Raw genomic sequence first — 25807 nt, 5'->3', positions numbered from 1 at the left:
GATAATTATGTCAAAATCACAAACAAAACTACATAGAAAAGTAATTTTTAATATTCAATACTTTTTCAGACGGTATCCTGCCTTGCCCTATATTTCAAAATGGCTTTGCATCAGTATTATTATTGGTGCTTTAGTGGGAACAGCTTCTGCTGGATTTTTGCAGTCTCTGGAATGGGCAACCAACTTCAGGGAAAATCACATCTGGCTCATTGCCCTGCTTCCAGTTGCCGGTCTTCTTATTGGCCTCCTTTATTATTACTACGGCAAGGATGTAGAAGCAGGAAACAATTTGCTGATTGGCAATATTCATGATCCGAAAGAGATTATTCCGTTTAAAATGGCTCCTTTTGTATATCTGGGGACCATGGTTACGCATTTCTTCGGGGGTTCTGCCGGCCGGGAAGGAACTGCCCTTCAGATGGCGGGAGCTATGGCAGACCAGCTCAGTAAACCTTTTAAGCTTGACAAAAGTGAACGAAAAATTCTTCTCATTGCCGCAATTGCAGCAGGTTTCGGGTCTATTTTCGGAACCCCTTTGGCTGGTGCAGTTTTCGGGCTTGAAGTTTTCCTGATCGGAAGAATACGGTATAACGCTATTTTCCCGGCTTTTGCATCAGCAATTCTTGCAGATCTGGTTACCAATCTTTGGAATATAAAACATACTCATTATCATATAGATCTCATTCCGAAACTGGAATTCTTACCTGTTTTGTACAGTATTTTAGCCGGAATTGCCTTCGGGATCTGTTCTGCAGGCTTTAGCAGAATCCTCCATTGGGCGGGTTCCTTTTTTAAATCTAAGATCAAATATCCGCCATTCCGTCCTGTAGTTGGGGGAATTATTGTTGCTTTGGCTGTTTTTACCATGGGAACCACAAGATATATCGGATTAGGAATACCTGTCATTGTTGAATCTTTCGAAAAACCGCTTCCGTTCTATGATTTTGCTTTAAAAGTGATCTTTACTCTTGTTACTCTTTCAGCAGGGTTTAAAGGTGGTGAAGTAACTCCTCTATTCTTTATCGGTGCAACTCTCGGAAGTGCTCTCTCTCTGTTTATTCCATTACCTTTTGGTCTTCTGGCCGGAATGGGTTTTGTCGCTGTGTTCGCTGGAGCAACCAATACTCCACTGGCCTCTATGCTGATGGGAATCGAGCTATTCGGAGCAGAAAGCGGTGTTTATATAGCTATTGCCTGTGTTGTTTCTTATCTGTTTTCCGGGCACCACAGCATTTATACAAAGCAGAAAATCGGGGAAGCAAAGAACAGACGGTATGAAAGCCACCGGGACAGGTCTATTTCAGATTTATGAAAAGTTTGAGAATTTTAGCGTATATGTGTTAGAGGTTTGCTTCTACTAAAAGTTCTCAGCAAAACACTCAAACTCTCAACCTTAAAACCCCGCATAATTTTACTAAGTTTGTTATTACAAGTTCATAATAAAAATGTTTGACTACAGATTAAAAGTTTTTCATACAGCTGCATCCAGACTGAGTTTTACTAAAGCTTCTGAAGAACTTCATATTTCACAGCCGGCCGTTACCAAGCATATCAAAGAAATTGAAAGTCAGATGGGCACCAAACTGTTTGACAGGAAAGGAACTTCGGTACAGCTTACCCAAAGTGGAAAAATTTTATATGAATATGCAGAAAAGATCCGGAATATGTATCGTGATCTGGAATTTGAAATCAGTCAAATCAATGAACAGCATAAGGGAAAACTGATTATTGGAGCCAGCACCAGCGTTGCACAGTATGTTTTACCTGAAATACTGGCCAAATTCAACTCTTATTATAAGGATATTAAGATTGAACTGATTGCTCATAATACGGAGATTATTTCCGAACTTCTGAAGGAAGGAAAGATCGACTTGGGAATTATCGAAGGGGAATCCCAGTCATCCTTTTTTGATTATAAAATTTTTAAGGCTGATGAAATTGTTCTCACAACAAAAACAGAACATCCATGGGCTCATAAAACCTTAAGTTTAAAAGATCTTTATGATCTGAATCTGATCTTCCGGGAACAGGGCTCCGGCACCCAGGAATTCATCCAAAACCGCTTAAAGGAAAAAGGAATCAACATCGAAAAGCTGAATACCGTCATGCAGCTGGGAAGCAGTGAGAGCATCAAGAATTACCTTTTACACTCAGATTGTATGGCATTCCTCTCCATCAGCACTATTTTGAATGAATTAAAGAACAATAGCCTGACTATTGTTGATATTAAAAACTTCAGCATTGAGAGGAATTTTCATTTCATTCTTCCGAAAGGGGATCAGTCTGAAATGATTAAGCTTTTTCTGAGATTTGTAAGGAGTTAGGGAGCAGATGGCAGGTTTTAGGGATTAGAGATTGCAGTTTAAACTACAGTCTTTATTTGGATTTTAGACGGGATAGATGTCAAAGATTAATTTTGCTTCGCAAGTGAATGGTCAATTTTATGATTGTAGAAAAGAATTAAGAGCCAAGAACCAAGAATCAAGATGCTAGATATCAGATACATCAGATGATAACTCGTTAACTTAACTACCACGAACCAGTAACCAGCAACTGACAACACTTCTCAACTCATTTACTCTAAAAACTCTAGGAATCACAACCCCATTACTCTCAAACTTTCTCATTTAAAACATAACCAAAAGTTATCCACTATAATAAAATACGATTTATTTTGTAATACTATATTCCGGAATTTTGGAGTCTGATTTCAAAACTTATTTTATGAAAGACTTTTTCCAAAATGAAAGAATACGAAAAGCTGTTTTTATTCTGCTTGCCGTTATATGCCTTACTCCACTAATTTCTTCTCCCATAGCTCTGGCCTTAGGCTTTGGTATTGCTATTTTTATAGGGAATCCGTTTGAGCAGCATCTGCACAAATACATTCATCTGCTTCTTCAGATTTCCATTGTTGGACTGGGTTTCGGACTTAAGCTGGATGAAGCGCTTCAGGCAGGAAAAACAGGATTCTTTTTGACGGTTGTGAGCATTCTCACGGTGATGATTTTTGGATATGTTCTGGGAAAAGTATTCAAGCTTGAGAAAAAACTTTCCTACCTGATCTCTGCAGGAACAGCCATTTGTGGCGGAAGTGCCATTGCAGCTGTTTCTCCTATCATAAAGCCCAGCACAAAAGAAATTTCTTTGGGACTTGCCATTATTTTTACATTGAATTCGGTGGCTTTATTTATTTATCCTGCAATTGGGCATCTGCTGCAACTTTCGCAGGAGCAGTTCGGACTCTGGTGCGCCATAGGGATCCATGATACCAGTTCTGTGGTAGGAGCCGCTGGAAAGTATGGAAATGAGGCTTTAAAAATCGCGACAACGGTAAAGCTGGCACGTGCTTTATGGATCATCCCGGTTTCAGTAATTACGATGTTTATTTTTAAAAACAAAGAATCAAAGGTAAAAATACCGTGGTTTATAGGCTGGTTCATTCTTGCTATACTATTGAATACTTATTTTCCGGTTTTTGATCTTTTCAGTGGTTCTGTAACTGCCGTGGCAAAATCTGGACTGAATCTTACTTTATTCTTTATCGGTTCTACTCTGTCGATCCGGACTTTAAAAACAATAGGGATTAAGCCGTTGGCTGTAGCTGTTATCTTATGGATTGTTATAAGTGTGGGAAGCTTGCTTTACATTATCAGCTGATTTTTTTTAGTTTTTTTGGGTTTATTATTTTTAACCACGGATTTCACAGATGTTTATGAGTATTATTAAGTGTGAAAAACTTTAAATATCTTAACTGATAGAAATTGTTGTAGTTTTTCCGTTTTGAAACAAATGCATAAAAGTTCAGAGTGGAACTGTCACTAAAGTTAAATGTTTCTGAGTCATATTCACCTAATTTTTAAATAACAAAAACCTTTTGGAAGGTCCAAAAGGCTTTTGCGTATTAAATGTGGAAATGTTTATTTCTTACTGAAATAAGTCTTAAACTGGCTTAATCAAGACAGTTATAAACCTGCGGGCATCCTATATACTGTACACAGTACCAAGGCCCGGTTACAGAACCTGAGCAGCTGCATCCGCAAAGTGATAAATCAGGGTTTCCACTGATTCCTCCAATAATGTTCTTTAGATCTGCTTTTTTTAATTTCTTAGCATTTTTCATAGTGTCGAATGATTTGATTTGGGATTAAACGATATAATTTAGTTACTTTCCAAAGTTAAACAAATATTAATTATTCGCAACATAATTTAATTAAAATTTTAATAATGCGTTGATTTCATTAGTTTTATTACGTTATAAGCGGAATAATACCGGTTACCATTTATTAAACAATTTATTATCCGGTTCTTTCAACCTGCCATACAACTGTTCAAGAGAATGACAACAGAACTTTTGTTTTGGGAATTCTTAAGCGTTAATAAATAAAACCTTTCAATTGATCGAAAGGTTTTACTGAAATGTTTTATTAACAGGTGATTACCTGCAGACATTTTTTATACTTTACACAATAAGACGGACCTGTCACTGCACCTGTACAGCTACAGCCACATTGTGAAAGATCCGGAGTGATTACTCCACCAACTCCGCCTATAATGTTTTTAAGGTCATCTTTTCTTAACTTTTTTGCTTTTTTAAAAATTTCGTGTGACATGATGTTTGATTTTAATTAAACAATAGAATTAAATTCCTTTACTTTCAAAAGTAAACAATTAATGATTATCTAAAACACAATAAAATGTTAATTTATTTATTTCATTGCACTTAAAAAAAGACAATTTTTGTTAAAACTGTTATATTATTCAATAAATTCCAGGTCTTTATCATGCGTTTCTGATATGGTCAGCGAGGAATAAAAAGCCAGTCCGAATACAACAATTCCTACAATTGCAGCACTTATAATGACAGTAAAATTATTTTTCAGCAGATCAAATGCCAGGATCATTACGGGCACCAGACCTCTTACCATATTGGGAACAGTAGTGGTTGCCGTATTCCTGATATTGGTCCCGAACTGTTCTGCGGCCAATGTCACAAACATTGCCCAATAACCTGTACCTAGACCTAACCAGACACAGAACATATAGTATTTTGTTTCTGTATTGGTATTTCCAAACAACATGATCGCCACTCCTATTATGGTAAACAACAGCATATAAAAAATAGCCATTTTCCGGGATTTCAATGCATGGGAAATAAAACCGCTCATCAGATCACCAACAGAAATACCCACATAGGCCCACATAATAGCCTTTCCCGGGTTCAAATCCTTTATTCCTAATTCAGGGGCAAATTGATTGGCTAAAACTGCCAGAATGCCTATACAATACCATGTAGGCAGACCTACTGCTATGCATTTGAGATATCTGGTCAAACGCTCTTTGTTGGTAAAGAAGGAAAGAAAATTTCCTTTGGAGACGCTTTTATGCTCTATATTTTTATAAATTCCTGACTCTGAAACGCTTACTCTTAAAATCAACAACATGATACCCATAATTCCGCCAATAATGTATGAAATATTCCATCCCCCGGCCAGTTCTACAGTAAGCTGAGCCACTACAGCTCCCATTAATCCGAAACCGGCTACTACTGAAGTCCCTATCGCCCGCAGGCTCTTTGGCAGGCTTTCAGAAACCAGGGTAATTCCGGCTCCAAGCTCTCCTGCCAGCCCTATTCCCGCGATAAATCTTAAACCCGCATATTGGTATACCAGATGCTCTTTGGGAAAATAGGGCAAAAATCCACATGCGATATTGGCAAGAGAGTATACTAAGATAGACCCGAAAAGTACGGACAGTCTTCCTTTTTTATCTCCAAAAATTCCCCAGAAAACCCCACCGATAAGAAGTCCTACCATCTGGCAGTTCAGTATAAAGGTTCCGTCGGCATCGGGATTCAGGCCTAAAGCTTTTAAACTCGGAATTCTTACGATACCGAATAACAGCAGATCATAGATATCTACAAAATAGCCTAAGGCTGAAATAATAACGGGGATTGAAAAGATGTACTTCAGTTTTGAAGACAAAGACAGTTCTTGCATTTTTAAGTTTTGATAAAAATAAAAAACCTTTCAATCTCTTGAAAGGTTTTTATTAAATATCTTGATCCTGCTATTATCTTGCAATATTCACAGCTCTTGTTTCTCTGATTACCGTTACTTTTACCTGTCCCGGATACGTCAGTTCATTCTGGATCTTTTCAGAGATGTCATAAGATAGCTGATTGGCTACTTCATCACTTACTTTTCCACTTTCTACCATTACTCTCAGTTCTCTACCAGCCTGGATCGCGTAAGCGCTTGATACGCCGTCGAAGCTTAGTGCTGCAGATTCAAGATCTTTCAGTCTCTGAATATAAGATTCAAGTACCTGTCTTCTTGCTCCCGGTCTTGCTCCTGAGATGGCATCGGCCACCTGGATGATCGGTGATAACAGTGACTTCATTTCAATTTCGTCGTGGTGAGCTCCGATTGCATTAACAACTTCTGCATTTTCACCATATTTTTCAGCCCACTGCATTCCTAATAAAGCGTGAGGAAGTTCAGACTCCTGCTCAGGCACTTTACCGATATCGTGTAAAAGACCTGCTCTTTTGGCTAATTTTACATTTAATCCTAATTCTGCAGCCATTGTTGCAGCAATATTTGCTACTTCTCTTGAGTGCTGTAAAAGGTTTTGTCCGTAAGAAGAACGGTATTTCATTCTACCTACAATCTTGATCAGTTCCGGGTGCAATCCATGGATTCCAAGATCAATGATTGTTCTTTTTCCTACTTCAATAATTTCTTCTTCGATCTGTTTTCTTGTTTTTTCTACTACTTCTTCGATTCTTGCCGGGTGAATTCTTCCATCCGTTACCAATCTGTGAAGGGATAATCTTGCAATTTCTCTTCTTACCGGGTCAAAGCATGAAAGAAGAATAGCTTCCGGAGTATCATCAACAATAATTTCAACCCCTGTCACCGCTTCTAAGGCACGGATGTTTCTACCTTCTCTACCAATGATTCTTCCTTTTACTTCATCTGATTCAATATTGAAAACTGATACTGAATTTTCGATTGCCTGCTCGGTTCCGATTCTCTGGATCGTCTGGATAACAATTTTTCTGGCTTCGTTCTTAGCATTTAATTGTGCTTCTTCCATGATTCCCTGAACGTGTGCCTGAGCTCTTGTTTTAGCTTCTGCCTTCATGGTTTCCACCAATTCTGCTTTAGCTTCTTCTGCTGTATAATTGGCGATTTTTTCAAGAATCTCTACTTTCTTAGTAGTAGCCACATCCAGTTCCTGCTGTTTTCTGTCTAAGATCTCGTTTTTCTTAGCGTAATCTGCAATTTGCTTGTCCAGGTCCTTTTCAAGTTTTCCGGTCTTGCTAAGCTCATCATTAAGCTTGTGCTCCTTGTCTTTAATTCTCTTTTCAATCTCCTGCATTTTTTTTTCGCGGGATTGGATATCCGCATCATGCTGGGATTTCAGTTCCAAAAATTTTTCTTTGGCCTGTAGATTCTTTTCTTTCTTTATGGATTCAGCTTGAACATTTGCTTTTTCTATAAGGTTTTCGGCATTTTTCTTTGCATCATCTACAATAAATTTTGCTTTGGTATTCAGCGAGCTTTTAGAGAAAAGAATCCCTATCACTGCTCCTACAACTAAGCAAATAACGCCGACTATAATGGCTGTTGTCATAATATATATTGAGTTTTAATTGTCTTACACTTATTAAATAAAAAAAACCTACAACAATTCAGGGATTGAGAGTAAACTCCTAATCAACACGATTTGAACTGATTTCCTCTGTCTGTAATCCGGGAGACCCGGCACGCCATTCAGCGGACATTTGCTCGGTAATTGTTTAGCGTTGAGTTTACCTTAAATGTGTTAGAATTATTGTAGGCAGTCTGATGGGGAAAAAAATCTATTTCCCAATTTCATTCAACGACTGATTAATCTGCACTAATCTTTCGTTGGTAGAATTTATATTTTTTTCGTAGTTAAGAGAAACTACTTCAGCGTTGGTTCCCAGTTTCAGGGCACACATAGCCAAAGCATCCTGTTTATCTCTTACATCGAAGTTCTGTTCAAAATCTTTAATCATACTTTCAATCTGCTTTCCTACTTTACGCAGAGTTTCTTCCTCTGCGGCCGGTACGTTCAGCGGATACACCCTTCCTGCAATGTTGATGGTTATTCTTCTTACATCCATTATAATCCACTGTTTTGAAGCTGCGCAATACAGAAATCAATTTCTTTTACCAATCTGTTGATATGGTTTTTCATTAATCTGTTGTGTTCAGGATTTCCTGATATTGCTGAATAAAGTTTTATATTTTTTTGTTCTTCTGCTAATACCTGATTTCTTCTTCTTTCCTCATCATATTTCGTTTTCAGCTCTTCATGCTCAACAGTTAATTCAGATAGTCTTTCAGTAAGATTTTTATAGTTCTTTTGTAAAAGCAAAATCTTTTTCTCTAATTCTGAAAAATTATTTTCTAAATCTTGAAGCATTTCAGGTTTTCTATATTCTAACTAATAGCAAAAGTAAAAAAATAATAACAGTAACAAAAATAAAAGTCTCTATATTTTGATTGGACACGAAAAAAAGGAGATGCACCAGCACCTCCTTTGTATTTCTAATGTATATTTTCTTATTCGAATTTCAGAACAAACATTACAGCTCTTGTCTGAAGTGTAGACATTGCAGTTGCCCAATATGGAGGCGTTGTTGCATTATCTGCCACTTTCTCGTTATTCATGAAGAATGTTCCTCTGATAGCCGGAGTCAGTTTAAATTTGTTGAAATAAAACTGGATTCCCATTTCTGCAGACCACGCAAAGTTATGCGTTGTAGATCTGAAAACCTGCTGCATGTTGTCATCTTCAGAATCCGAATTGGACTGAAGATTCACCACATAGTTCACCCCTGCTGCAATATAGGGTCTGGAATTGTACCATCTGTTGCCGTGAAGTTCCAATAGTACAGGAACGTCTACCAATGTAGATTTAATCTCTCTTACTTTGTCTTTTTCTGTTAAAGGAATTGGAGTAAAAGGTGGATTCGTTAATGTTCCAGCAGCATACTGGTCATTGGACTGGGTATTGAAAGTCAACTGCCTTTGAGCAAATTGCAAGCCTGGTTCCAATCTTAAATCCAGATAATCATTCAGTCTCCATTTGGCGATCAAACCGGCCCCGAAACTGTAGCTTTCTTTAGATTTAACAAGATTCTGATTACCTTCCGCACCATATCTTGGATGTAGGACGATACGGTAGTCTAGCCTGTTGCCGTTCAAATAAAAACCCCAACTGAATTTCTGCTCGTCAAAGTCTTCCAACTTATCCATTCTGTTTCGGGTTCTGAATTGCGCATCTGCAAAAACTGCAATATTAACTGAGGCTAAAACCAGTGCTCTTAATAGAAATTTATTCATAGGTTACTTTGTTGCTTTATAAATTGTGGCTATACCTAAACTTAATTTTTTATATTCTACTTTCTTAAATCCTGTATCTAAAAGAATTTGTTTCATCTTTTCCCCAAAAGGAAAAGCATTTACAGAATCCGGAAGGTATGTATATGCCCTATTATCTTTGGAAACCAGTCTGCCAATGGCAGGTAATATATTTTTGAAATAAAACATATAAAATGGTCCTAAGAACCCCTCAACCTTTGAAAACTCCAGTATATAAACACTTTTGTTATCTTTAACTACTCTTCTTAATTCTGCCAAACCTTTGGTAAGGTTTTCAAAATTCCTCACTCCAAATGCAACGGAAACAGCATCGAATCTATTGTCCTCGAAAGGTAAATTTTCTGCATCTCCTTTTTGCATGGAAATTTTGCCGTCTAATTTAAGTTTTTTTATTTTAATAACGCCAACATTCAGCATTTGTTGTGATAAATCCAAACCAATTACTTTTGCATCGGTTCCTTTTTCAATCGTAATTGCTAAATCTCCCGTTCCTGTAGCCACATCCAGCACTTCTTTCGGATTGTCTTTTTTCATCATTTTCACCAATGTATTTCTCCATATGATATCAATTTTCATTGATAAAACACGATTCAGAAGGTCATACTTCGGTGCAATATTGTCGAACATATCCTCTACCTGGCTTTTCTTGGTAGCCTCAGAATTGTAGGGAGTAACTTTGGTAATATCTTTTGTCAAAACTTTAAAACTTGTAATATTCTTTGTAATAATTTAGGAAATCCTGCTTTCTGAAGATCTTTGATCTCGATTCCACCTTTTGGATGTTCTTGATTACCTTATCGTAATCTTCGTCTACATTGTAATAAAAATCTTCAGTATAAAGCTTATTGAAGTGCCTTGCGCCTCCGAAATAAGCTTTTCCGTCAATTGTGATTTTGTCCAGGGCCAAAAGTAATGAATCTTTTTTAAGATTGTACCCATAATATTGATCATTAATATAATAATCCTGATGAGCAATATTGATCAGTCCACGAATTTTATTTACTTCAAATGCAGAATCATACAGCATTTTCCTGTTCTGGTCGAAAACTTTGATAGAATTTTTTCCTTTTTTTATGTCCACATGTACATACTGACCCGCAGAAATAACCCCTTCGGAACCGTTATTGATCTTAAAATAGTAGGTATTGGGTGTAGGGTTGTCTACTACAAAATAATTTTTCTTGGCTAAAAAAAAGAAGTAGACCCCAAAGGCAACGATAAACACCACAGCTGCAATAAGTAAGCCTTTTAAGGACGAGTTGTTTTTCATACGATTGTAAAGTACAATTTTTGCAAATTTAATAATATTTTTAATTCTCCGTTATTAATATTAATTATTAACTTTGCATCTTTAAAAAATCATATAAACGAATGCCGAATACGATCATTATTGGTTCCGGATCCTATATTCCTAACAGAGTTATTGGTAGAGATTATTTCATGGATTCTGAGTTCTACACTGAAGACGGAGTTAAGATTGAAAAACCTGCAGAAGAAACCATCGCAAAGTTTGTAGAAATCACAGAAATAGAAAACAGAAGATTTATTGAAGACGACCTTTCCAACTCGCAGATCGGCGCTGAGGCTGCCAAAGCAGCCCTTGAGGATGCTAAAGTAGATGGCGAACAACTGGACTACATTATTTACGCGAGCAACTTCGGAGAAGTTACTGTAGACGGATATGTGAATTTTATGCCCAATATGGCAGCAAGAGTAAAAAATAAGCTAGGCATTAAAAACAGAAAATGCATTACTTATGATATGATCTTCGGATGTCCGGGATGGGTGGAAGCCATGATCCTTGCAGACAATCTTATCAAAGCAAAAGCTGCTAAAACCATTCTTGTAATTGGTGCAGAAACGCTAAGCCGTGTTACTGATCCGCATGACAGAAACAGAATGATCTTTGCTGACGGAGCCGGAGCAGTGGTAGTACAGGCTACTGATCAGGAAAACGTAGGAATCATTTCTCACAACACAATCTGCGACAACGGTCCGGAACTGTGCTATCTTGAAAATGCACCTTCCATTAACGCCAATGTGGACCAAAGACGTCTGTACGTAAGAATGCAGGGAAGAAAGATCTATGAATATGCCCTTAAAAATGTGCCTTCAGCCATCAAAGAAACTATTGAAGATGCAGAACTTTCCATTGAGGATATCGATAAAATCCTGATCCATCAGGCGAATGCAAAAATGGATTATGCTATGATCGAAAGACTCCACAAACTGTATGACGTGAAGGATTACGACCATTCGATCTCTCCTATGACAATCCAGAACCTTGGAAATACGTCTGTAGCAACCATTCCTACGATGTACGATTTAATAATTAAAGGAAAAATGGAGGGTCAAACGTTTAAAGATAAAGGTAACATTGTGATGACTTCGGTAGGTGCCGGAATGAACATCAATGCTATCGTTTACAGATTTCCTTAAAATATTTAATTAACAAAAAAATATAAAGCACAGGGAAACGTATTCTTTGTGCTTTTTTAGATTTATTATGCAAAGAAATTTTTTGATCATTGCTGCCATCTTCCTGCTCCTTGAGGTCTATATATACCAGGCTATCAAAACATTAACCGATAATTTCTGGATAAGGCTGGGTTATTGGGTAGTTTCTTTAGCTGTATACGGGATATTCGCTTATGAAGTCACCCATTTCCAAAGATCTGACAGAAGTACGGTCAGGGCGCAGATTATGATCTCATTATTCCTGATCTTTATTCTGCCGAAAATTTTCGTGGTCTTATTTCTACTAATTGATGACATCTTCAGAACTGGAGGATATTTAATGGGATTAACACAGCCTAAAGAGAACTTTTTCCCTGAAAGAAGAAAGTTTCTGAGTATGGTAGGGTTAGGTCTCGGAGGTGTTCTTTCTGCTCTTTTTATTGACGGAATTACATTCGGAAAATACAGACATACGGTAAGAAAAATAAAAGTAAAAATACCCGGGCTTTCCAAAAGTTTCGAAGGCTATAAAGTGATCCAGATCTCTGATGTTCACAGTGGCAGCTTTTCTGATCCGGACAAACTACAACATGCCATTGACTTAATTAATGAGCAAAATCCTGATCTTGTTCTGTTTACAGGAGACATGGTCAATAATGTTGCAGATGAATTCAAACCTTTTATTCCGCTATTTTCCAAGATCAAAGCAAAAGACGGAAAATTTGCAGTGCTGGGAAACCATGATTACGGCGATTATGTATCATGGACGTCTAATGATGCCAAGAAAAAGAACCTTGACACGCTCATTGAATATGAAAAACAGGCCGGCTTTGATATGCTGAGAAATGAAAACAGGGTCATTGACAGAAATGGAGAAAAGCTATACATCCTCGGTGTCGAAAACTGGGGACTGAAGCCATTCCCTCAATTTGGAAAGATTGATGACGCTTTGAAAAACGTCCCGGAATCCGCTCCGAAAATATTAATGAGCCATGACCCTACCCATTTCGATTATGTCGTAAAAAAACACCCCGGAAATATTCATCTGACACTTTCAGGACACACCCACGGGATGCAGTTTGGCTTGGATCTTAAAAATATAAAATGGTCTCCGGTACAGTACCGTTACCCAAAATGGGCCGATCTGTATGAAAGTGAAGGGAAAATGCTGTATGTTAACAGAGGGTTTGGAGTTCTGGGCTACCCAGGGAGAGTTGGGGTCTTGCCTGAAATAACGCTTTTTGAGCTGTCTTAAATAGTCTCCCGCAGATTTAGCAGATGTTTATGGATATTATGATCTATAGCCAAAGATAAGCAGGTTCAATAATGCCCTTATATCTTAACAATGTACGATCCAATTAACAACGCAAACATCTGCTAAATCTGCGGGAGCATAAAAATCCTCGAGAAAGAAATTTAAAAAATATAATCCTTCATACGGGAAGTGGCAAGTTCCTTCTCGTTAATCCAGGTAAGGAGGGCATCCAGTTTGTCCTCCATTTTTTTGCCCGAAAGCAGGCTTCTGTAAAACGGAATATCAAATCTGTATTTTTTAAAATCGGTGAACTGCCAGGAATTGAGATAAATCAGTACAAAATCATCATTTTTGAGGGTTTCAAAAACCATATTCTGATAATAATTCATCGGCAGAATCTGAAAAACAAAATCATTATAGGGTAGCTGGCTATATGGTGAGATACTTTCAGGGACAATACTCAGTCCGTCTTCTTCATTAATCTCTGTATCTCTTTTCAGCCTTTTGAACGGAAAAAGGATATCTGCATTATCAATATTGGAAACATAATTAAACTCCAGGGATTTTAGATCCTGTAGAGGAAGCTTGAAATCTTTCTGCCTGATTCCTCTAACCTGTTTTTCCAAAAGGTCTTGAATATTCTTCTTACCATTTTCAATTTCCTGAAGATTGGAATTCAAATTATAAAAAGCAATTTCATGCCCTTTGGATGAAATTGCTTTTATTAAATTCTGCAGTTTTTCTGCGATCGAAATCTCTACAAAAAAACTTGCTTTTATATCATGAATATCTAAAATCCGAAGAATAGCTTTTGTATTATCTTCTGTGATTTTCAGTCTTTCCCCATCAGAAATTTCTGCAACGTTTTTCGCTTCAGCTTCAATATTCAGGATGTTAAAAGTCAATAAAATCATTTAAATTAAGTTTTAGATAATATTTATAATGAATTAAAAATCAGATGTTAAAATAACTTTTATTTAAACATTAACTTTAATCAATTAATTTTTATTCAATTTTACTTTAAGATTCTTAATCATGTCTTTCGTCATTTCAGAAATTCCGAAATCATAAGTCAGCCCCCAGTCTTTTTTCGCTACGGAATCATTAATGGAAGCCGGCCACGAATCTGCAATTGCCTGTCTGAAATCCGGCTGATAATCGATAGAAAAATCAGGGATTTCTTTCTTGATTTCTTCTGCTAATTCTTTTGGAGTAAATGACATTCCACCTAAATTATAGGAAGAACGAACGGTAAGACTTTCCTTCGGAGCTTCCATTAATTTCAATGTTGCGTTGATCGCATCATCCATATATAACATCGGCATTCCTGTATCTTCGGAAATGAAACTGGTATATTTTCCTTCTTCTATAGCTTCGTAAAAAATCTCAACGGCATAGTCTGTTGTACCACCCCCAGCCGGAGTCTTCCACGAAATAAGTCCCGGATATCTTATACTTCTTATATCTACTCCATGCTTGTCGAAATAATATTCGCACCACTTCTCTCCTGCCATCTTGGAGATTCCATAAACTGTTGTAGGATTCAGAACCACATCCTGCCCTACATCATGTTTTGGGATTCCTTTCCCGAATACCGCAATTGAGCTTGGCCAGAAGATCTTTTTAAGAAGGCCTTCCTTTGCCATTTCACAAAAATGAAGCAGAGGCTCAAGATTCAGTTTCCATGCGAAAATTGGCTGTTTTTCTGAAGTTCCTGACAAAAGCGATGCTAAATGATACACTGTTGTGATTTCGTAGTCTTTAACGACTTGCCTTACCAGCTGTGTATTGGTAACATCCATTCTTTCATAATGTCCGGCAGCAGTAATTCCTTTTTGCCATCTGTCTAGTCCCGATGCTACTACATTATCAGCTCCGTGAATTTCAACAAGCCTGTTTGTCAGTTCGGTGCCGATCTGTCCCAGAGCACCCGTAATTAGTATTCTTTCCGTATAGGATTCCATTTTACATATTTTTTTAGAATTCTACAAAAGTAAAAAAATCATACCAACCAAAATAAAAAAGGTATGCATAAACATACCTTTTTCATAATATCTAAAAAGAAGCTGTTAAAAGCTCAGATTAACTCTTGCAAAAAGAAATCTTCCATTCATTCCAAACTGGGATGTATTTCTGGAATAAACGAACTGATTCTGATTGGTAAGGTCTATAGGAGCAGCATTAACGTAAGTCAAATTACCGGAAGCATCCAGGGCAGGCACTTTTACCGCAGTTGGTCCGTAATTTTTATCCGGATAAATATCAAATAAGTTATTAGCCCCAATGGTCAGCCTGAAACTGTCACTGAATTTGTATCCTACGGATAAATCTGTAATTACCTTGCCACCCCAAACAGGATGCTCTGTAGCAACAGCCTGTCCATTAATGATTTCGCCATTTACAATACCATCTCCATTAGCATCCATTGTATTCGGGTCGGTAACTTTTCCGAAATACACATTTCTCAAAAGCACATTAAATCTACTAATTTCCAAGGCATTATTCAAAGAAGCTTTAAATCTTGGCACAGCTTCTTCAAGATAAATCCTGCTGGATTCCGAGTAATAACGATTGACCTGCCCTGCTTTAATCAAGGCATCAGAACCATGAATATCTCCTACCCTGTTGGTTTTGGATACTGTCACTGCCAGATCAGAATTTAACGAAAATTTCTCGGAAAACCTCCCTCTGTGAGAAATCACTCCTTCTACTCCTTTAGTCTGGGTATCAATAGCATTAGCAAAAAATGTAGCCGCATTGGCATTGGCCTTATCAAAAAGGGCCTGCAGATTTTTTTCCGGGCTTCCGTCAGCATAGGTTCCGGCCGGTCTTGAGAACTGATCGGTAAGAACCACCCTGTTTTTGATCTTAATATAATAACCGTCAACAGTAAAAGTAAGGTTAGCTTGTGGAATTTTTGCCGTAAAACCTACAGAATAACTCGCTGACTCCTCCTGTTTCAACTGGGGAATACCGAGGAGCCTAGCAGCTTCTGAATCATTTGAAAATGTACCTACCTCAAATGCTACCCCTCCTACAAACTGAGTTGCGGTAGCATTGAAATAAATCTGCTGTAAAGATGGAGCTCTGAACCCGGTTGAATGAGCCGCTCTTAAATTGATCTGATTTGTCAGTTTATACCGTGTTGCTATTTTATAATTGAACGTAGATCCAAAATCCGAATAATTTTCATACCGCAAAGCAGCACTCAAAAGCCATTTGTCCGTAATATCCAGTTCTGTATCCACATAAGCCGCAACAGACTGCCTGCCTTTATTCAGAGCGTTTTCAGGTCTAAAACCCGGGAATACCTGTGATCCGCCCGGCCTGGTAGCCCCTAAAAAATCAGTTGGCTTCAAAGAAGCAACAGTTGATGGAGTCTGGATTTTCCCATTGATATCATAAAGCGCCCACGATGCCTCTTCTCCGTTTTCTATCTTATACCGTTCAAACCTCGCTTCTCCTCCGAAAGCTACATTAAAGCCTTTCAGCCAGTCAATCTTTGTGTCGAAATCAGCATTGATCGTATTTTGCATAAAGCTCAATCCACCTGCATCAAATTCTGTTTTACCAGGGTAGGCCATAGATGCGTTGGCCGTATTTTTAATGGTATAGTCAAAAGTATTCTGTCCAAAGGTATTACTGATATCATAGTTGACATTTCCTAGTTTTCCTTTAAATCCGCCCGCAAAAGAAAGATCAATAACATCTGAGGCTATTTCAGGCAAAAAGCCATTAGGATATATTGAAGTGGAAGTTCTGTTTTGGTTGGGTCTTCTGAAAAAGCCTGCTGCATTACCATCTCTGTAAGAAATTCCCCCAAAAGCGTATCCTTTCACAGATGATGAAAGATCAAATTCAGAATTCATAAAAAACTGGCCGGACGTCAATTTCGACTGTCCTACCCGCATATTAAAATCATCCCTTGTTAATTTCCTGTAAGCCAGTTCATTTTCAGTTACATTAACTTTCAACAGGTTCTGCAATTGCGTAATAGTGCTCGCAGATTGAATATCAGCCTGCTGCTGTGCCGTAAAATAACCGACCTGCGGGGCATACTGATGGATATAATTTATAATCTGCTGTGTATTTGGAGTATTGCTAATATTACCAAAAAGTGAAGAAATATTTACCCCGTTTTCCAACGCTCTCTGTTCAATTGCATTATAGGCATTAAAAATATCTCCGCTTGCCGCCATAGCTCTTCTGGTATCGTCTCTGCTTAATAAACTTGCTGTGAAATTGATAAATCCATTGGTCCCGATTTTAGTCCCGTAATTAAGATCTACCTGGTATTTTCCACCATCCCATCCTCCATGATGGTCATTAGATCCTTTTGAATTGAAAGCTCCCGCTGTAATGGCGGCTGTAAAAGCATTGGTGTTTTTCTTCATAATGACGTTGATAACCCCTGCAATAGCATCAGATCCATATTGTGCAGAAGCTCCGTCTCTCAGCACTTCCAGCCTCTCAATAGCAAATGCAGGAATCGCATTGAGATCAGTACCTACCGATCCTCTCCCCGGCGAACCATTGATATTGACCAAAGAAGAAGTATGTCTTCTTTTTCCATTGAGAAGAACCAATACCTGGTCAGGCCCGAGTCCTCTTAACTGGGCAGGATCAACATGGTCCGTTCCATCTGCTACAGTTGTTGAGTTAGATGTAAAAGAAGGTGCTGCGTAATTCAGAATCTGATTAAGGTCCATCTGAGGACTTAAAACTGACTGAGAACCAATATTAATAACATCTACCGGTACCGGAGTATCAGTAGCAACCCTTGCCTTATTCCGTGAACCAATGGTGATCTTTACTTCATCCACCTGGTTGGTCTTTATTGAATCCTTAGTTTGCGCATTGGCATTTGCTGAAATAAAAAACAATACTCCAAGCAAAGCAATTTTCTGGTAATTTTTTCTCATATGGTTCGTTTTATCAAAAATAGCAATTAAATCAATAAAAAACTAAATTTAATTCAATAAAACAATTCATTTAATGAAAATAAATAAAATAATATTAATAAATCAAACAAATTAATTCAATATGATTTATTTTTTACAAACAAATAAATAATTTAATGAATAATTTATTTTTCAATGATTTTTACAGATATAAACTCCTGTTAAAGACTTATAATTTCTTCAAAAATTCTCTACTTTTGTTTTCAAACAAAATCATATGAAGAAGTTTTTAATTGCAGCAATATTGTTGGCAGGTAATGTATATTGGGCTCAGTATACCGATTTCAACATCATAAAAGAGGTAAAAGTCAAGAATAAAGGTGTAGTGGTTTCTGCCCACCCTCTTGCAAGCCAGGCAGGAGCGGATATCATGAAGATGGGAGGAAACGCTTATGATGCTATTGTAGCAACACAATATGCTCTTGCTGTAGTTTACCCTCAGGCTGGAAATATCGGTGGTGGCGGCTTTCTGGTCGGTGTGAAAAACAATGGTGAAAAATTCACGCTGGACTACAGGGAAACAGCTCCCAAAAAAGCTTCAAGAGATATGTATGTTGACAAATCCGGAAAAGCCAACACAGACCTGTCCCAAAACGGAAGACTCGCAGTAGGAATCCCCGGAAGTATAGCCGGATTTTTTGCGACTTTAAAATACTGCAAGCTCCCGATGGACAAAATCATCCAGCCAGCTATTGATTTGGCAGAAAAAGGATTTGCTATCACGGAAATGGAGGCCAATATGCTGAATACCCACAAAGAAAACTTCTTAAAACACAATAAATCTTCCATCGCTTTTGTAAAAGACACTCCATGGAAAGCCGGTGATCTCCTGGTTCAGAAAGAACTGGCTGCCACGCTGAGATTAATTCAGAAGCTGGGTGCAAAAGGTTTTTATGAAGGAAAAACGGCTGAGCTTATGGTTTCCGAAATGAAGAAAGGTAACGGAATCATTACTCTGGAAGACCTTAAAAACTACAAAACGGCAGAAAGAAAACCTTTAGAATTTGATTATAAAGGAAACCGTGTAGTCACAATGCCTCTTCCCTCCAGCGGCGGTGTATTGCTTGCCCAGATGCTGACAATGGCCGGATACGAAAACCTTGAAAAATATCAGCAGAACTCAACAGAAGCTGTTCAGATCATGACGGAGGCCGAAAGAAGGGCTTATGCAGACAGAGCAGAATACATGGGCGACCCTGATTTTATTGAGGACAAAACTACCTTTCTTACTTCAGATTCGTATTTAAAGAATAGATGGAAAAGCTTTAGCTTCAGTAAAGCGACACCAAGTTCAGAAGTTGGAAAAATCATCAGCCAGCCAAAAGAATCTACCCAGACCACCCATATTTCTGTTATAGATAAAGAAGGAAATGCAGCGTCTGTAACAACTACACTTAATGGATATTACGGAAGTAAAGTTGTGGTTTCCGGAGCAGGGTTCTTTTTAAATAATGAAATGGATGACTTCTCAATTAAGCCCGGAGTTCCGAATATGTTCGGAGCCGTAGGCGGAGAGGCCAATTCTATACAGCCTAATAAGAGAATGCTTTCTTCTATGACTCCTACTATCCTGCTTAAAAACGGGAAACCTTATATGGTGGTCGGAACACCAGGCGGAACAACGATTCCTACTTCGGTTTATCAGTCTATCGTTAATGTGGTAGATTTTAAACTGAATGCCAACATCTCTGTGAACGCCCCGAAATTTCATCATCAATGGCTTCCTGAGAAAATTACGGTAGAAAATAATTTCCCTGAAAGTACGATCACAGCTCTCAAAAGTAAAAACTATGTGATTGAAAAAATAAAATATATCGGAAAAACAGAACTGATCCTGATGGACGACAACGGAAACATTCATGCTGTGGCAGACGGCCGCGGAGATGATTCTGTAGCGGTGGAATAAGCAAAATCCGAGGTTCTATTTATACATGCTTCGACTCCGCTCAGCATGACACAGTTTACATCAACGTGGTCATGCTGAGCGGAGTCGAAGCATTATTTTATCCACTACTCTTATTATCCTAAACTTCCAGAATTTCCAGCACCTCCATCTCCCATCTCCTTTCTTCATCATCAGTTTTAACTGACTTTCGTCATGTTTTAAAATAAAAATTCTTAATTTTCCGCTTTCAAAATCTAAAAAAGAATCCTTTGAAGGCTAAAAAATTCTATCAGCAGCTTTATTTTCAAGTTATTATTGCCATAGCAGCAGGTATACTTCTCGGAAGGTTCTATCCCGAGCTGGGCGAAAAAATGAAGCCACTCGGTGATGGATTTATCAAACTGGTAAAAATGATCATCGCTCCTGTGATCTTCATTACCCTTACTTTAGGAATTGCCCATATGACTGACCTTAAAAAAGTCGGCCGTATTGCGGTAAAAGCGATGATTTATTTCTTTACATTTTCCACCTTAGCCCTGATTATCGGATTAATTGTAGGAAATATTTTACAGCCGGGACATGGTTTAAATATTGATCCTGCTACTCTGTCAGGCGATGTTTCGCAATATCAGCAAAAGGCTCACGACACGACCCTGACGGGCTTTATCATGAATATTATTCCTGAAACACTTTTCAGTCCGCTGGTAGGTGAAAATATACTCCAGGTTCTTTTGGTGGCTATTCTCATGGGGGGCGCCCTGGTTCTGACTAAAGAAAAAAGCCAGAAAGTAACGGATTTCTTACAGGATCTTTCTACCCCTATTTTTAAAATTGTCCATATGCTGATGAAGCTGGCTCCAATCGGAGCTTTTGGCGCAATGGCATTTACGATTGGGAAATATGGTCTTCATTCTGTATTGAATCTAATATTTTTAGTAGGAACATTCTATATCACTTCCATCCTTTTCGTTATCATTGTTTTGGGAGCGGTTGCATGGTATAATGGATTCAGTATTTTCAAACTGATGTTTTACCTGAAAGAGGAACTTCTATTGGTTTTAGGAACCAGCTCTTCTGAATCAGCGCTTCCGGGAATTATGGAAAAGCTGGAAAAGGCGGGCTGTTCAAGAGCGATCGTGGGGCTTGTGGTTCCTACAGGATATTCTTTTAACCTGGACGGAACAAACATTTATATGACCCTGGCTTCACTGTTTATTGCCCAGGCCCTGAATATTCATCTTCCGCTGGAAAAACAGCTGATGCTGCTTTTGGTAGCCATGCTAAGCTCAAAAGGCGCTGCAGGTGTTACGGGAGCGGGCTTTGTAACATTAGCCGCAACACTGGCTGTTGTTCCTGAAATTCCAATAGCAGGAATGACTCTTATTCTGGGAATTGATAAATTCATGAGCGAATGCAGAGCTTTAACGAATGTGATTGGAAACTCGGTGGCTACGGTAGTTGTAGCCAACTGGGAGAAGCAACTGGATAAAACCCAACTACAATATTGCCTGGATCATCCGAATGAAATTGAGAAAAAATTAGAAATTTAGAACTTTTGAAACGGACAAAATACCTGATCATTAAAATATTAATTCAATGGAAATAACACTCCAACCTATAGCAACAGTCAAGAATTCCCGGACGGAACCAATAGATGATCACTGGGAACCCATCATTGCCGAGATTGAACTGGCTGACCATATTCCAACAGAAGCTTTCAGCAATATTTCAAAATTCTCACATCTTGAAATCATTTATTATTTTGATAAGGTAAAAAAGGAAGATATTGTTTTTTCAGGACATCCGAGAGGAAATCCAGATTATCCTATGACAGGTATTTTTGGCCAGCGTAAAAAAGACAGGCCTAACACAATAGGACTTTCAACCGTTGAATTACTGGAACATAATGGCAGAACGCTTAAAGTTAAGTTTCTCGATGCTATTGACGGAACACCGGTACTGGATATCAAACCTGTATTTAAGGAATTTCAGCCCAAAGCTGCGATCAAACAGCCCGACTGGGTTGCCGATCTGATGAAAAATTACTGGAAATAATTCAGAAACAGTTATATCAAAATATTCAGGCTGGCTGGTAAAACTTTCACATGAACCGGTGATTTTATTTTATTGAATTCACCGTCAAGATGCCAGTTTTTGGTCGTTACTTTAAATGAAATTTCCGAAACGGGCAGATACGTTACATATTCATCATCTTTCAGTCTTTTGGTAAACATTCTGAAGGCAAAAAGAGCTGAGTAGGTCAGCGGGAATTTTTTTACCAGCACCATATCTACCAATCCGTCACTTTTACTTGCGTTAGGAGCGATATAAGCATTGTTTCCGAACTGGCGTGTATTGGCTATATTCAGCATCAGGTATTTTCCATTGTACTGTTGATAGGCTTCATCAAAAAATTTAACTTTGATAGGCTTATAGTTAAAGAATGTTTTCAGGGATACTTTGATATAGTTTTTGAACCCACGGTTGGTTTTTTCGAATTCTTTCACCACTTTCCCGTCAAATCCGGTTCCTGAAACATTAATGGAAAGTCTTTCATTAACAGTAAATGTATCGATCTTTCTGGATGCTCTGGTTTTAATTTTTTCTAAAAGTTCATCCAAGTTTTTGCTGAATTTAGTCTCATTGGAAAATCCATTGCCTGATCCGGCTGGAAAAATCGCCAAAATTTTGTCCGTATTAATAAGATTTCTTGCCACGGTGGAAATAGTTCCGTCCCCTCCTATAGCTACAAAAATATCAATATGATCAAAATTTGTCCTGATAAAATCATCTGTCGCCGGAATAGATTCGGAGATATAATATAAAGGATTGTCAACCTTTTTTTGAAGTTCATCAAGAAACGGCTGATAATTTTTTTTGGCCGAAAAGGGATTAATGATAAAAGCTACTTTTTCCATTACCGCAAAAATAGAAAATGCTTCCAGATCCGGAAGCATTAATTTACTTTATTTTCATTCTTTCTTTGAATTCTGCATTCAGTGTTCCTTTCAGTTCTTCCCAGGATACAGGAATAACAATATCTCCGGCTGCAAAGGCGGTAATTTCATAAGGGCTGTAATGGAAGTAGAGGTTTTTCTGATCAAAGTAGAAATTATCTGTTGCAGGAATGACTTCTACCAACAGCATGTCTGAATTCTTTACTTCTCCTTTATTATCTGTTGTACCGCTATGTACTTTATTAATATTCTTCATTAATATAGCTTCAAGTTGAGCTTTCGGCATTGAAGTAATATCTTTAAGTTCCAGTTTTTTATTGTTTTTAAGGTCGAAAACTCTTTCTGAAAACCCATAATTATCATGAGCACCGCCTTCATAGGAACTCCAAACATATCCAATATGCATATAATCGTTATCAGTTGAAACCAGGTTCATATGGGTATTTGTATACCATTTCTGTGCATAGGAAATATCTGAAAGCCAGTCTTTACTGTCACTTTTTACAGAATTAAAATATTTGTTTTTCTCATTATCCAGAAAAGCCTGCAGTCCTTTTTTAGAGAAATCTTTGATTCCCTTATTTTGAAAATAAATACTATCCAGCAATTGTTTGTCTTTCAGCGTTGGAAAAACAAGCAGTTTGGAAGTGAAACCTATGGTTAATGAATCTGCAATCTTTGAAGAGTCACTCACTTTCACGGAATCCACTATGAATTTTTCAGTTTGAGAGGTTTCTGTTTTATCAGATAATGTTGTATTTTCTCCTTTTTTACAGGCTGAAAAAGCGAGAAGGGAAGAAACTGCCAGGACAGCAATGGTGTTTTTCATAATTATATATTTCTGGAAGTAATGCAAAAACCATTCAAAAATGAATGGTTTTGCAAAATTATTTTTATTTGATCTCGTAATCGGTCTGAGGAAATTCTCTTCTATGATTTTTTGATCAGGCTTATCACCTGGTTCTCACTTTTTGAGGCAGTTCCCCAAATCTGTTTGAATGCAGGATAATATTCTTTTGGATAATCCGGACTGGCAATTTTTGTGGTAGAGATTATTTCAAGCTTATTACCTTTCTGTTCAGCAATATAGCTGTATTCAATTTCTTTGTCTTCGGTAACAATCTTTTTACTTTTAGGCATTGTTTCTATAACGTAGCCTTCCGGTATTTCAAGGATTACTTTTTTTACTTTAGTAATTGAAGAGATAAAATCAATCGGATATTTTCTTTCATCAGTCTGGTCAAATTCATTGGAATTTTTGCTCAAAAAAAGCATTGGGTTGATGATCATTTTCTTTCCTATCTTATCGATCAGGTTGTCTGAGGAAAATTTCATTGTACTTTCGAAATCCCCATTTTCCAGAGTCTTGGTTTCAATTCCCGTAAAATCTATTGAGAAGTTTTCTTTATATTCCTTTTTATATTTTTCAGCATTCTCGTCATAGCTTTCCTTGGCAAACATCGCATATGAACCGGTATCCTTGTCGGAATATGTTCCGGAAATACTGCCATCTTCATTGATTTTTGCTTCTGTAGTAAGATAATTGAAGCTTGTAGTGGTATTTCCCATCTGCATCAGCAGTGCTTTATCTTTAGCCATGAGTACACCATACTCATTCCAGTCTCTTGGGGGAAGATTATTCATTGATGACTGTTTTGAAGTGGCATCATAGAGATTAAGGCTGTCTTTTATCTTAACCGTTGCAATAACAAAATTCATCCCGACTATGCTGGGAGATGTCAGGTTGATCAAGCCGTTGTCTACAGTGGAAATAACAAGAGGATCTGCTTTCAGTCCTGCTTCTCTAAGCATCATGACAAGCAAAAGGTTTATTTCTGCAGCATTTCCGGTTTTTGTTTCTATCAGTTTCTTTATTCCGTCTTCTGTATAAATTCCTCTGTCTTTGTTCCAGGTGAATGTATTTTTTACATAATTGAAAATGGCATCAGCTTTTTCTGCATCGGAATTGAGGCCTGAAATAATTGAGGATACATTTTCTTTAACGAGTTTCGTTTTTTTCAGCTCTTCACCAAAATCTTCGTCTTTATACAGCTTCTCTTTGATTTCTTCCCAGGAAGAGGAATGCATTTTAAGTTCTCTAAAATTAGTGGAATGAAGCTCTGCACTTACTTTTGTGCGGTAATTCCTGTCATTTTTAACAAACTTTTCAGTTTTGAATCCTTTCAGATTTTCATACCCGAATCTATAGGTTTTAAATGGCATTCCGTACATTGTCTTTTCTTCCACCATTCTGTACTTTGGAGTTAGTGAGCCTGTATAATTCACATTATAAGCTACATGCGAAGGGCTGTCCAGAATATATTCCGTATACAGAGAAGGTGCATCAGACTCGATCACGATCTGCGGAACTGAATATAAAAACGGAGACAAAACTTCATACTGGTATTCTATAACCGATCCGTTCTTTACATTGGGAAAAGCAAATTTGGTAATGGTTATATATTTACTTTCCTTGCTCTTGTATTTTGAACTCTTATCTACTTTTGTAGCGGTGGCGGCTCCGTTTTCGAGGTTATATACAAAAGCTTTCATTTTATTTAGCAGCTCTTCATTGCCACCAGTACTTTTGTATAACGGGATTTCAAGATTCAGCCAGTCTTCTGCTTTATCTTTATCATAGATTTTGACTCTGTAAAAGACCTTTTTTCTAAGGTTCCCTGTAGAGGTATCAACATCAAAATGTACTGATTTATATAAAATTTCCACCGGCGCATTTTCATCCAGCGTTGATTTCGCTTTGGAAAGATCAGCATTGTCAAATTTCGGAGGATCAAGAAACTCATGCTTCTGGCCGTTTATATGGATCAAAGTTCCGAAGCAGAGCGCTGTTAGTATTATTTTTTTCATGG

At 37.7% G+C, this 25807-nt stretch carries 23 protein-coding genes; 8 read left to right on the top strand and 15 right to left on the bottom strand.

What is annotated here, in order from left to right; translation table 11 throughout:
* Positions 1–7: 7 nt before the first annotated feature.
* From LC418_RS08555 to LC418_RS08545, 3 genes are all read left to right on the top strand, one after another.
* Positions 8–1312: a voltage-gated chloride channel family protein gene (locus LC418_RS08555; RefSeq protein WP_223558761.1), complete on the top strand. Its 1305-nt coding sequence runs from the start codon at positions 8–10 to the stop codon at positions 1310–1312.
* 133 nt (positions 1313–1445) lie between these two features.
* Entirely contained in the window at positions 1446–2324 is an 879-nt protein-coding gene (locus LC418_RS08550) for a LysR family transcriptional regulator (RefSeq protein ID WP_223558760.1), read from the top strand.
* 400 nt (positions 2325–2724) lie between these two features.
* Positions 2725–3660, top strand: a complete 936-nt coding sequence (locus LC418_RS08545; protein WP_223558759.1) for a YeiH family protein — start codon at positions 2725–2727, stop codon at positions 3658–3660.
* Positions 3661–3952: 292 nt separating this feature from the next.
* Here the strand turns inward: LC418_RS08545 and LC418_RS08540 are convergent, their stop codons facing one another.
* The 9 genes from LC418_RS08540 to LC418_RS08500 all read right to left on the bottom strand — a co-directional run bounded on the left by LC418_RS08540 (position 3953) and on the right by LC418_RS08500 (position 10692).
* Positions 3953–4123 carry a hypothetical protein gene (locus LC418_RS08540; protein WP_167409428.1) on the bottom strand — a complete coding sequence of 57 codons (171 nt, stop codon included), beginning with the start codon at positions 4121–4123 and terminating at the stop codon, positions 3953–3955.
* A 304-nt stretch (positions 4124–4427) separates the two neighbouring features.
* Entirely contained in the window at positions 4428–4613 is a 186-nt protein-coding gene (locus tag LC418_RS08535) for a hypothetical protein (protein WP_111957763.1), read from the bottom strand.
* A 144-nt stretch (positions 4614–4757) separates the two neighbouring features.
* A complete protein-coding gene (locus LC418_RS08530; protein WP_111957765.1) occupies positions 4758–5999 on the bottom strand; it encodes an MFS transporter in 1242 nt (413 codons plus the stop codon).
* Between the two features lie 73 nt (positions 6000–6072).
* Complete coding sequence (gene rny, locus LC418_RS08525; RefSeq protein WP_111957767.1) at positions 6073–7641, bottom strand: ribonuclease Y; 1569 nt, start codon at positions 7639–7641, stop codon at positions 6073–6075.
* Positions 7642–7870: 229 nt separating this feature from the next.
* Entirely contained in the window at positions 7871–8158 is a 288-nt protein-coding gene (locus tag LC418_RS08520; protein ID WP_111957769.1) for a cell division protein ZapA, read from the bottom strand.
* Positions 8158–8460 carry a hypothetical protein gene (locus LC418_RS08515; RefSeq protein WP_111957771.1) on the bottom strand — a complete coding sequence of 101 codons (303 nt, stop codon included), beginning with the start codon at positions 8458–8460 and terminating at the stop codon, positions 8158–8160. Before LC418_RS08515 ends, LC418_RS08520 begins: the two co-directional genes overlap by 1 nt.
* Positions 8461–8600: 140 nt before the next feature.
* Entirely contained in the window at positions 8601–9383 is a 783-nt protein-coding gene (gene porT / locus LC418_RS08510; RefSeq protein WP_111957773.1) for a type IX secretion/gliding motility protein PorT/SprT, read from the bottom strand.
* A 3-nt stretch (positions 9384–9386) separates the two neighbouring features.
* On the bottom strand, positions 9387–10118 hold the full coding sequence (gene ubiE / locus LC418_RS08505; RefSeq protein ID WP_111957775.1) for a bifunctional demethylmenaquinone methyltransferase/2-methoxy-6-polyprenyl-1,4-benzoquinol methylase UbiE: 732 nt from the start codon (positions 10116–10118) through the stop codon (positions 9387–9389).
* Positions 10119–10122: 4 nt separating this feature from the next.
* On the bottom strand, positions 10123–10692 hold the full coding sequence (locus LC418_RS08500) for a hypothetical protein (RefSeq protein WP_111957776.1): 570 nt from the start codon (positions 10690–10692) through the stop codon (positions 10123–10125).
* Between the two features lie 101 nt (positions 10693–10793).
* Here LC418_RS08500 and LC418_RS08495 point away from each other — a divergent pair, with 101 nt between their 5' ends.
* Both LC418_RS08495 and LC418_RS08490 read left to right on the top strand, forming a co-directional pair.
* A complete protein-coding gene (locus LC418_RS08495) occupies positions 10794–11861 on the top strand; it encodes a 3-oxoacyl-ACP synthase III family protein (RefSeq protein WP_223558758.1) in 1068 nt (355 codons plus the stop codon).
* A gap of 67 nt (positions 11862–11928) precedes the next feature.
* The gene (locus tag LC418_RS08490) at positions 11929–13134 is read left to right on the top strand and encodes a metallophosphoesterase (protein ID WP_223558757.1); all 1206 of its coding nucleotides are present in this window, start codon (positions 11929–11931) and stop codon (positions 13132–13134) included.
* A 161-nt stretch (positions 13135–13295) separates the two neighbouring features.
* Here LC418_RS08490 and LC418_RS08485 read toward each other — a convergent pair whose 3' ends face one another.
* The 3 genes from LC418_RS08485 to LC418_RS08475 all read right to left on the bottom strand — a co-directional run bounded on the left by LC418_RS08485 (position 13296) and on the right by LC418_RS08475 (position 18056).
* On the bottom strand, positions 13296–14048 hold the full coding sequence (locus tag LC418_RS08485; protein ID WP_223558756.1) for a polysaccharide deacetylase family protein: 753 nt from the start codon (positions 14046–14048) through the stop codon (positions 13296–13298).
* Between the two features lie 84 nt (positions 14049–14132).
* Positions 14133–15098 carry an NAD-dependent epimerase/dehydratase family protein gene (locus tag LC418_RS08480; RefSeq protein ID WP_111957780.1) on the bottom strand — a complete coding sequence of 322 codons (966 nt, stop codon included), beginning with the start codon at positions 15096–15098 and terminating at the stop codon, positions 14133–14135.
* Positions 15099–15203: 105 nt separating this feature from the next.
* The gene (locus LC418_RS08475; RefSeq protein WP_223558755.1) at positions 15204–18056 is read right to left on the bottom strand and encodes a TonB-dependent receptor plug domain-containing protein; all 2853 of its coding nucleotides are present in this window, start codon (positions 18054–18056) and stop codon (positions 15204–15206) included.
* Between the two features lie 256 nt (positions 18057–18312).
* Between LC418_RS08475 and ggt the strand changes: the two genes are divergently transcribed.
* From ggt to tsaA, 3 genes are all read left to right on the top strand, one after another.
* Positions 18313–20001, top strand: a complete 1689-nt coding sequence (ggt, locus tag LC418_RS08470; protein WP_223558754.1) for a gamma-glutamyltransferase — start codon at positions 18313–18315, stop codon at positions 19999–20001.
* Positions 20002–20249: 248 nt separating this feature from the next.
* A complete protein-coding gene (locus tag LC418_RS08465; protein WP_223558753.1) occupies positions 20250–21530 on the top strand; it encodes a dicarboxylate/amino acid:cation symporter in 1281 nt (426 codons plus the stop codon).
* A gap of 46 nt (positions 21531–21576) precedes the next feature.
* On the top strand, positions 21577–22035 hold the full coding sequence (tsaA, locus tag LC418_RS08460) for a tRNA (N6-threonylcarbamoyladenosine(37)-N6)-methyltransferase TrmO (RefSeq protein WP_223558752.1): 459 nt from the start codon (positions 21577–21579) through the stop codon (positions 22033–22035).
* Positions 22036–22046: 11 nt separating this feature from the next.
* On the opposite strand, the gene LC418_RS08455 is transcribed toward tsaA, so the two are convergent.
* The 3 genes from LC418_RS08455 to LC418_RS08445 all read right to left on the bottom strand — a co-directional run bounded on the left by LC418_RS08455 (position 22047) and on the right by LC418_RS08445 (position 25805).
* Entirely contained in the window at positions 22047–22937 is an 891-nt protein-coding gene (locus tag LC418_RS08455) for a diacylglycerol/lipid kinase family protein (protein ID WP_407934764.1), read from the bottom strand.
* Between the two features lie 4 nt (positions 22938–22941).
* Positions 22942–23766 (bottom strand): RsiV family protein, encoded by an 825-nt coding sequence (locus tag LC418_RS08450; RefSeq protein ID WP_223558751.1) that lies wholly within the window; start codon positions 23764–23766, stop codon positions 22942–22944.
* Between the two features lie 101 nt (positions 23767–23867).
* Complete coding sequence (locus LC418_RS08445) at positions 23868–25805, bottom strand: transglutaminase-like domain-containing protein (RefSeq protein WP_223558750.1); 1938 nt, start codon at positions 25803–25805, stop codon at positions 23868–23870.
* Positions 25806–25807: the final 2 nt, after the last annotated feature.

Origin of the sequence: Chryseobacterium lathyri (assembly GCF_019970085.1) — a bacterium.
Taxonomy (GTDB): domain Bacteria; phylum Bacteroidota; class Bacteroidia; order Flavobacteriales; family Weeksellaceae; genus Chryseobacterium; species Chryseobacterium lathyri.
This window is presented reverse-complemented; position numbering and strand designations above follow the sequence as displayed.

What these genes read in the sequence shown, in the direction of transcription:
- LC418_RS08555 (WP_223558761.1), top strand. Translation starts at nt 8, where the DNA reads ATGTCAAAATCACAAACAAAACTACATAGAAAAGTAATTTTTAATATT.
- LC418_RS08550 (WP_223558760.1), top strand. Translation starts at nt 1,446, where the DNA reads ATGTTTGACTACAGATTAAAAGTTTTTCATACAGCTGCATCCAGACTG.
- LC418_RS08545 (WP_223558759.1), top strand. Translation starts at nt 2,725, where the DNA reads ATGAAAGACTTTTTCCAAAATGAAAGAATACGAAAAGCTGTTTTTATT.
- LC418_RS08540 (WP_167409428.1), bottom strand. Translation starts at nt 4,123, where the DNA reads ATGAAAAATGCTAAGAAATTAAAAAAAGCAGATCTAAAGAACATTATT.
- LC418_RS08535 (WP_111957763.1), bottom strand. Translation starts at nt 4,613, where the DNA reads ATGTCACACGAAATTTTTAAAAAAGCAAAAAAGTTAAGAAAAGATGAC.
- LC418_RS08530 (WP_111957765.1), bottom strand. Translation starts at nt 5,999, where the DNA reads ATGCAAGAACTGTCTTTGTCTTCAAAACTGAAGTACATCTTTTCAATC.
- rny (WP_111957767.1), bottom strand. Translation starts at nt 7,641, where the DNA reads ATGACAACAGCCATTATAGTCGGCGTTATTTGCTTAGTTGTAGGAGCA.
- LC418_RS08520 (WP_111957769.1), bottom strand. Translation starts at nt 8,158, where the DNA reads ATGGATGTAAGAAGAATAACCATCAACATTGCAGGAAGGGTGTATCCG.
- LC418_RS08515 (WP_111957771.1), bottom strand. Translation starts at nt 8,460, where the DNA reads ATGCTTCAAGATTTAGAAAATAATTTTTCAGAATTAGAGAAAAAGATT.
- porT (WP_111957773.1), bottom strand. Translation starts at nt 9,383, where the DNA reads ATGAATAAATTTCTATTAAGAGCACTGGTTTTAGCCTCAGTTAATATT.
- LC418_RS08500 (WP_111957776.1), bottom strand. Translation starts at nt 10,692, where the DNA reads ATGAAAAACAACTCGTCCTTAAAAGGCTTACTTATTGCAGCTGTGGTG.
- LC418_RS08495 (WP_223558758.1), top strand. Translation starts at nt 10,794, where the DNA reads ATGCCGAATACGATCATTATTGGTTCCGGATCCTATATTCCTAACAGA.
- LC418_RS08490 (WP_223558757.1), top strand. Translation starts at nt 11,929, where the DNA reads ATGCAAAGAAATTTTTTGATCATTGCTGCCATCTTCCTGCTCCTTGAG.
- LC418_RS08485 (WP_223558756.1), bottom strand. Translation starts at nt 14,048, where the DNA reads ATGATTTTATTGACTTTTAACATCCTGAATATTGAAGCTGAAGCGAAA.
- LC418_RS08480 (WP_111957780.1), bottom strand. Translation starts at nt 15,098, where the DNA reads ATGGAATCCTATACGGAAAGAATACTAATTACGGGTGCTCTGGGACAG.
- LC418_RS08475 (WP_223558755.1), bottom strand. Translation starts at nt 18,056, where the DNA reads ATGAGAAAAAATTACCAGAAAATTGCTTTGCTTGGAGTATTGTTTTTT.
- ggt (WP_223558754.1), top strand. Translation starts at nt 18,313, where the DNA reads ATGAAGAAGTTTTTAATTGCAGCAATATTGTTGGCAGGTAATGTATAT.
- tsaA (WP_223558752.1), top strand. Translation starts at nt 21,577, where the DNA reads ATGGAAATAACACTCCAACCTATAGCAACAGTCAAGAATTCCCGGACG.
- LC418_RS08455 (WP_407934764.1), bottom strand. Translation starts at nt 22,937, where the DNA reads ATGCTTCCGGATCTGGAAGCATTTTCTATTTTTGCGGTAATGGAAAAA.
- LC418_RS08450 (WP_223558751.1), bottom strand. Translation starts at nt 23,766, where the DNA reads ATGAAAAACACCATTGCTGTCCTGGCAGTTTCTTCCCTTCTCGCTTTT.
- LC418_RS08445 (WP_223558750.1), bottom strand. Translation starts at nt 25,805, where the DNA reads ATGAAAAAAATAATACTAACAGCGCTCTGCTTCGGAACTTTGATCCAT.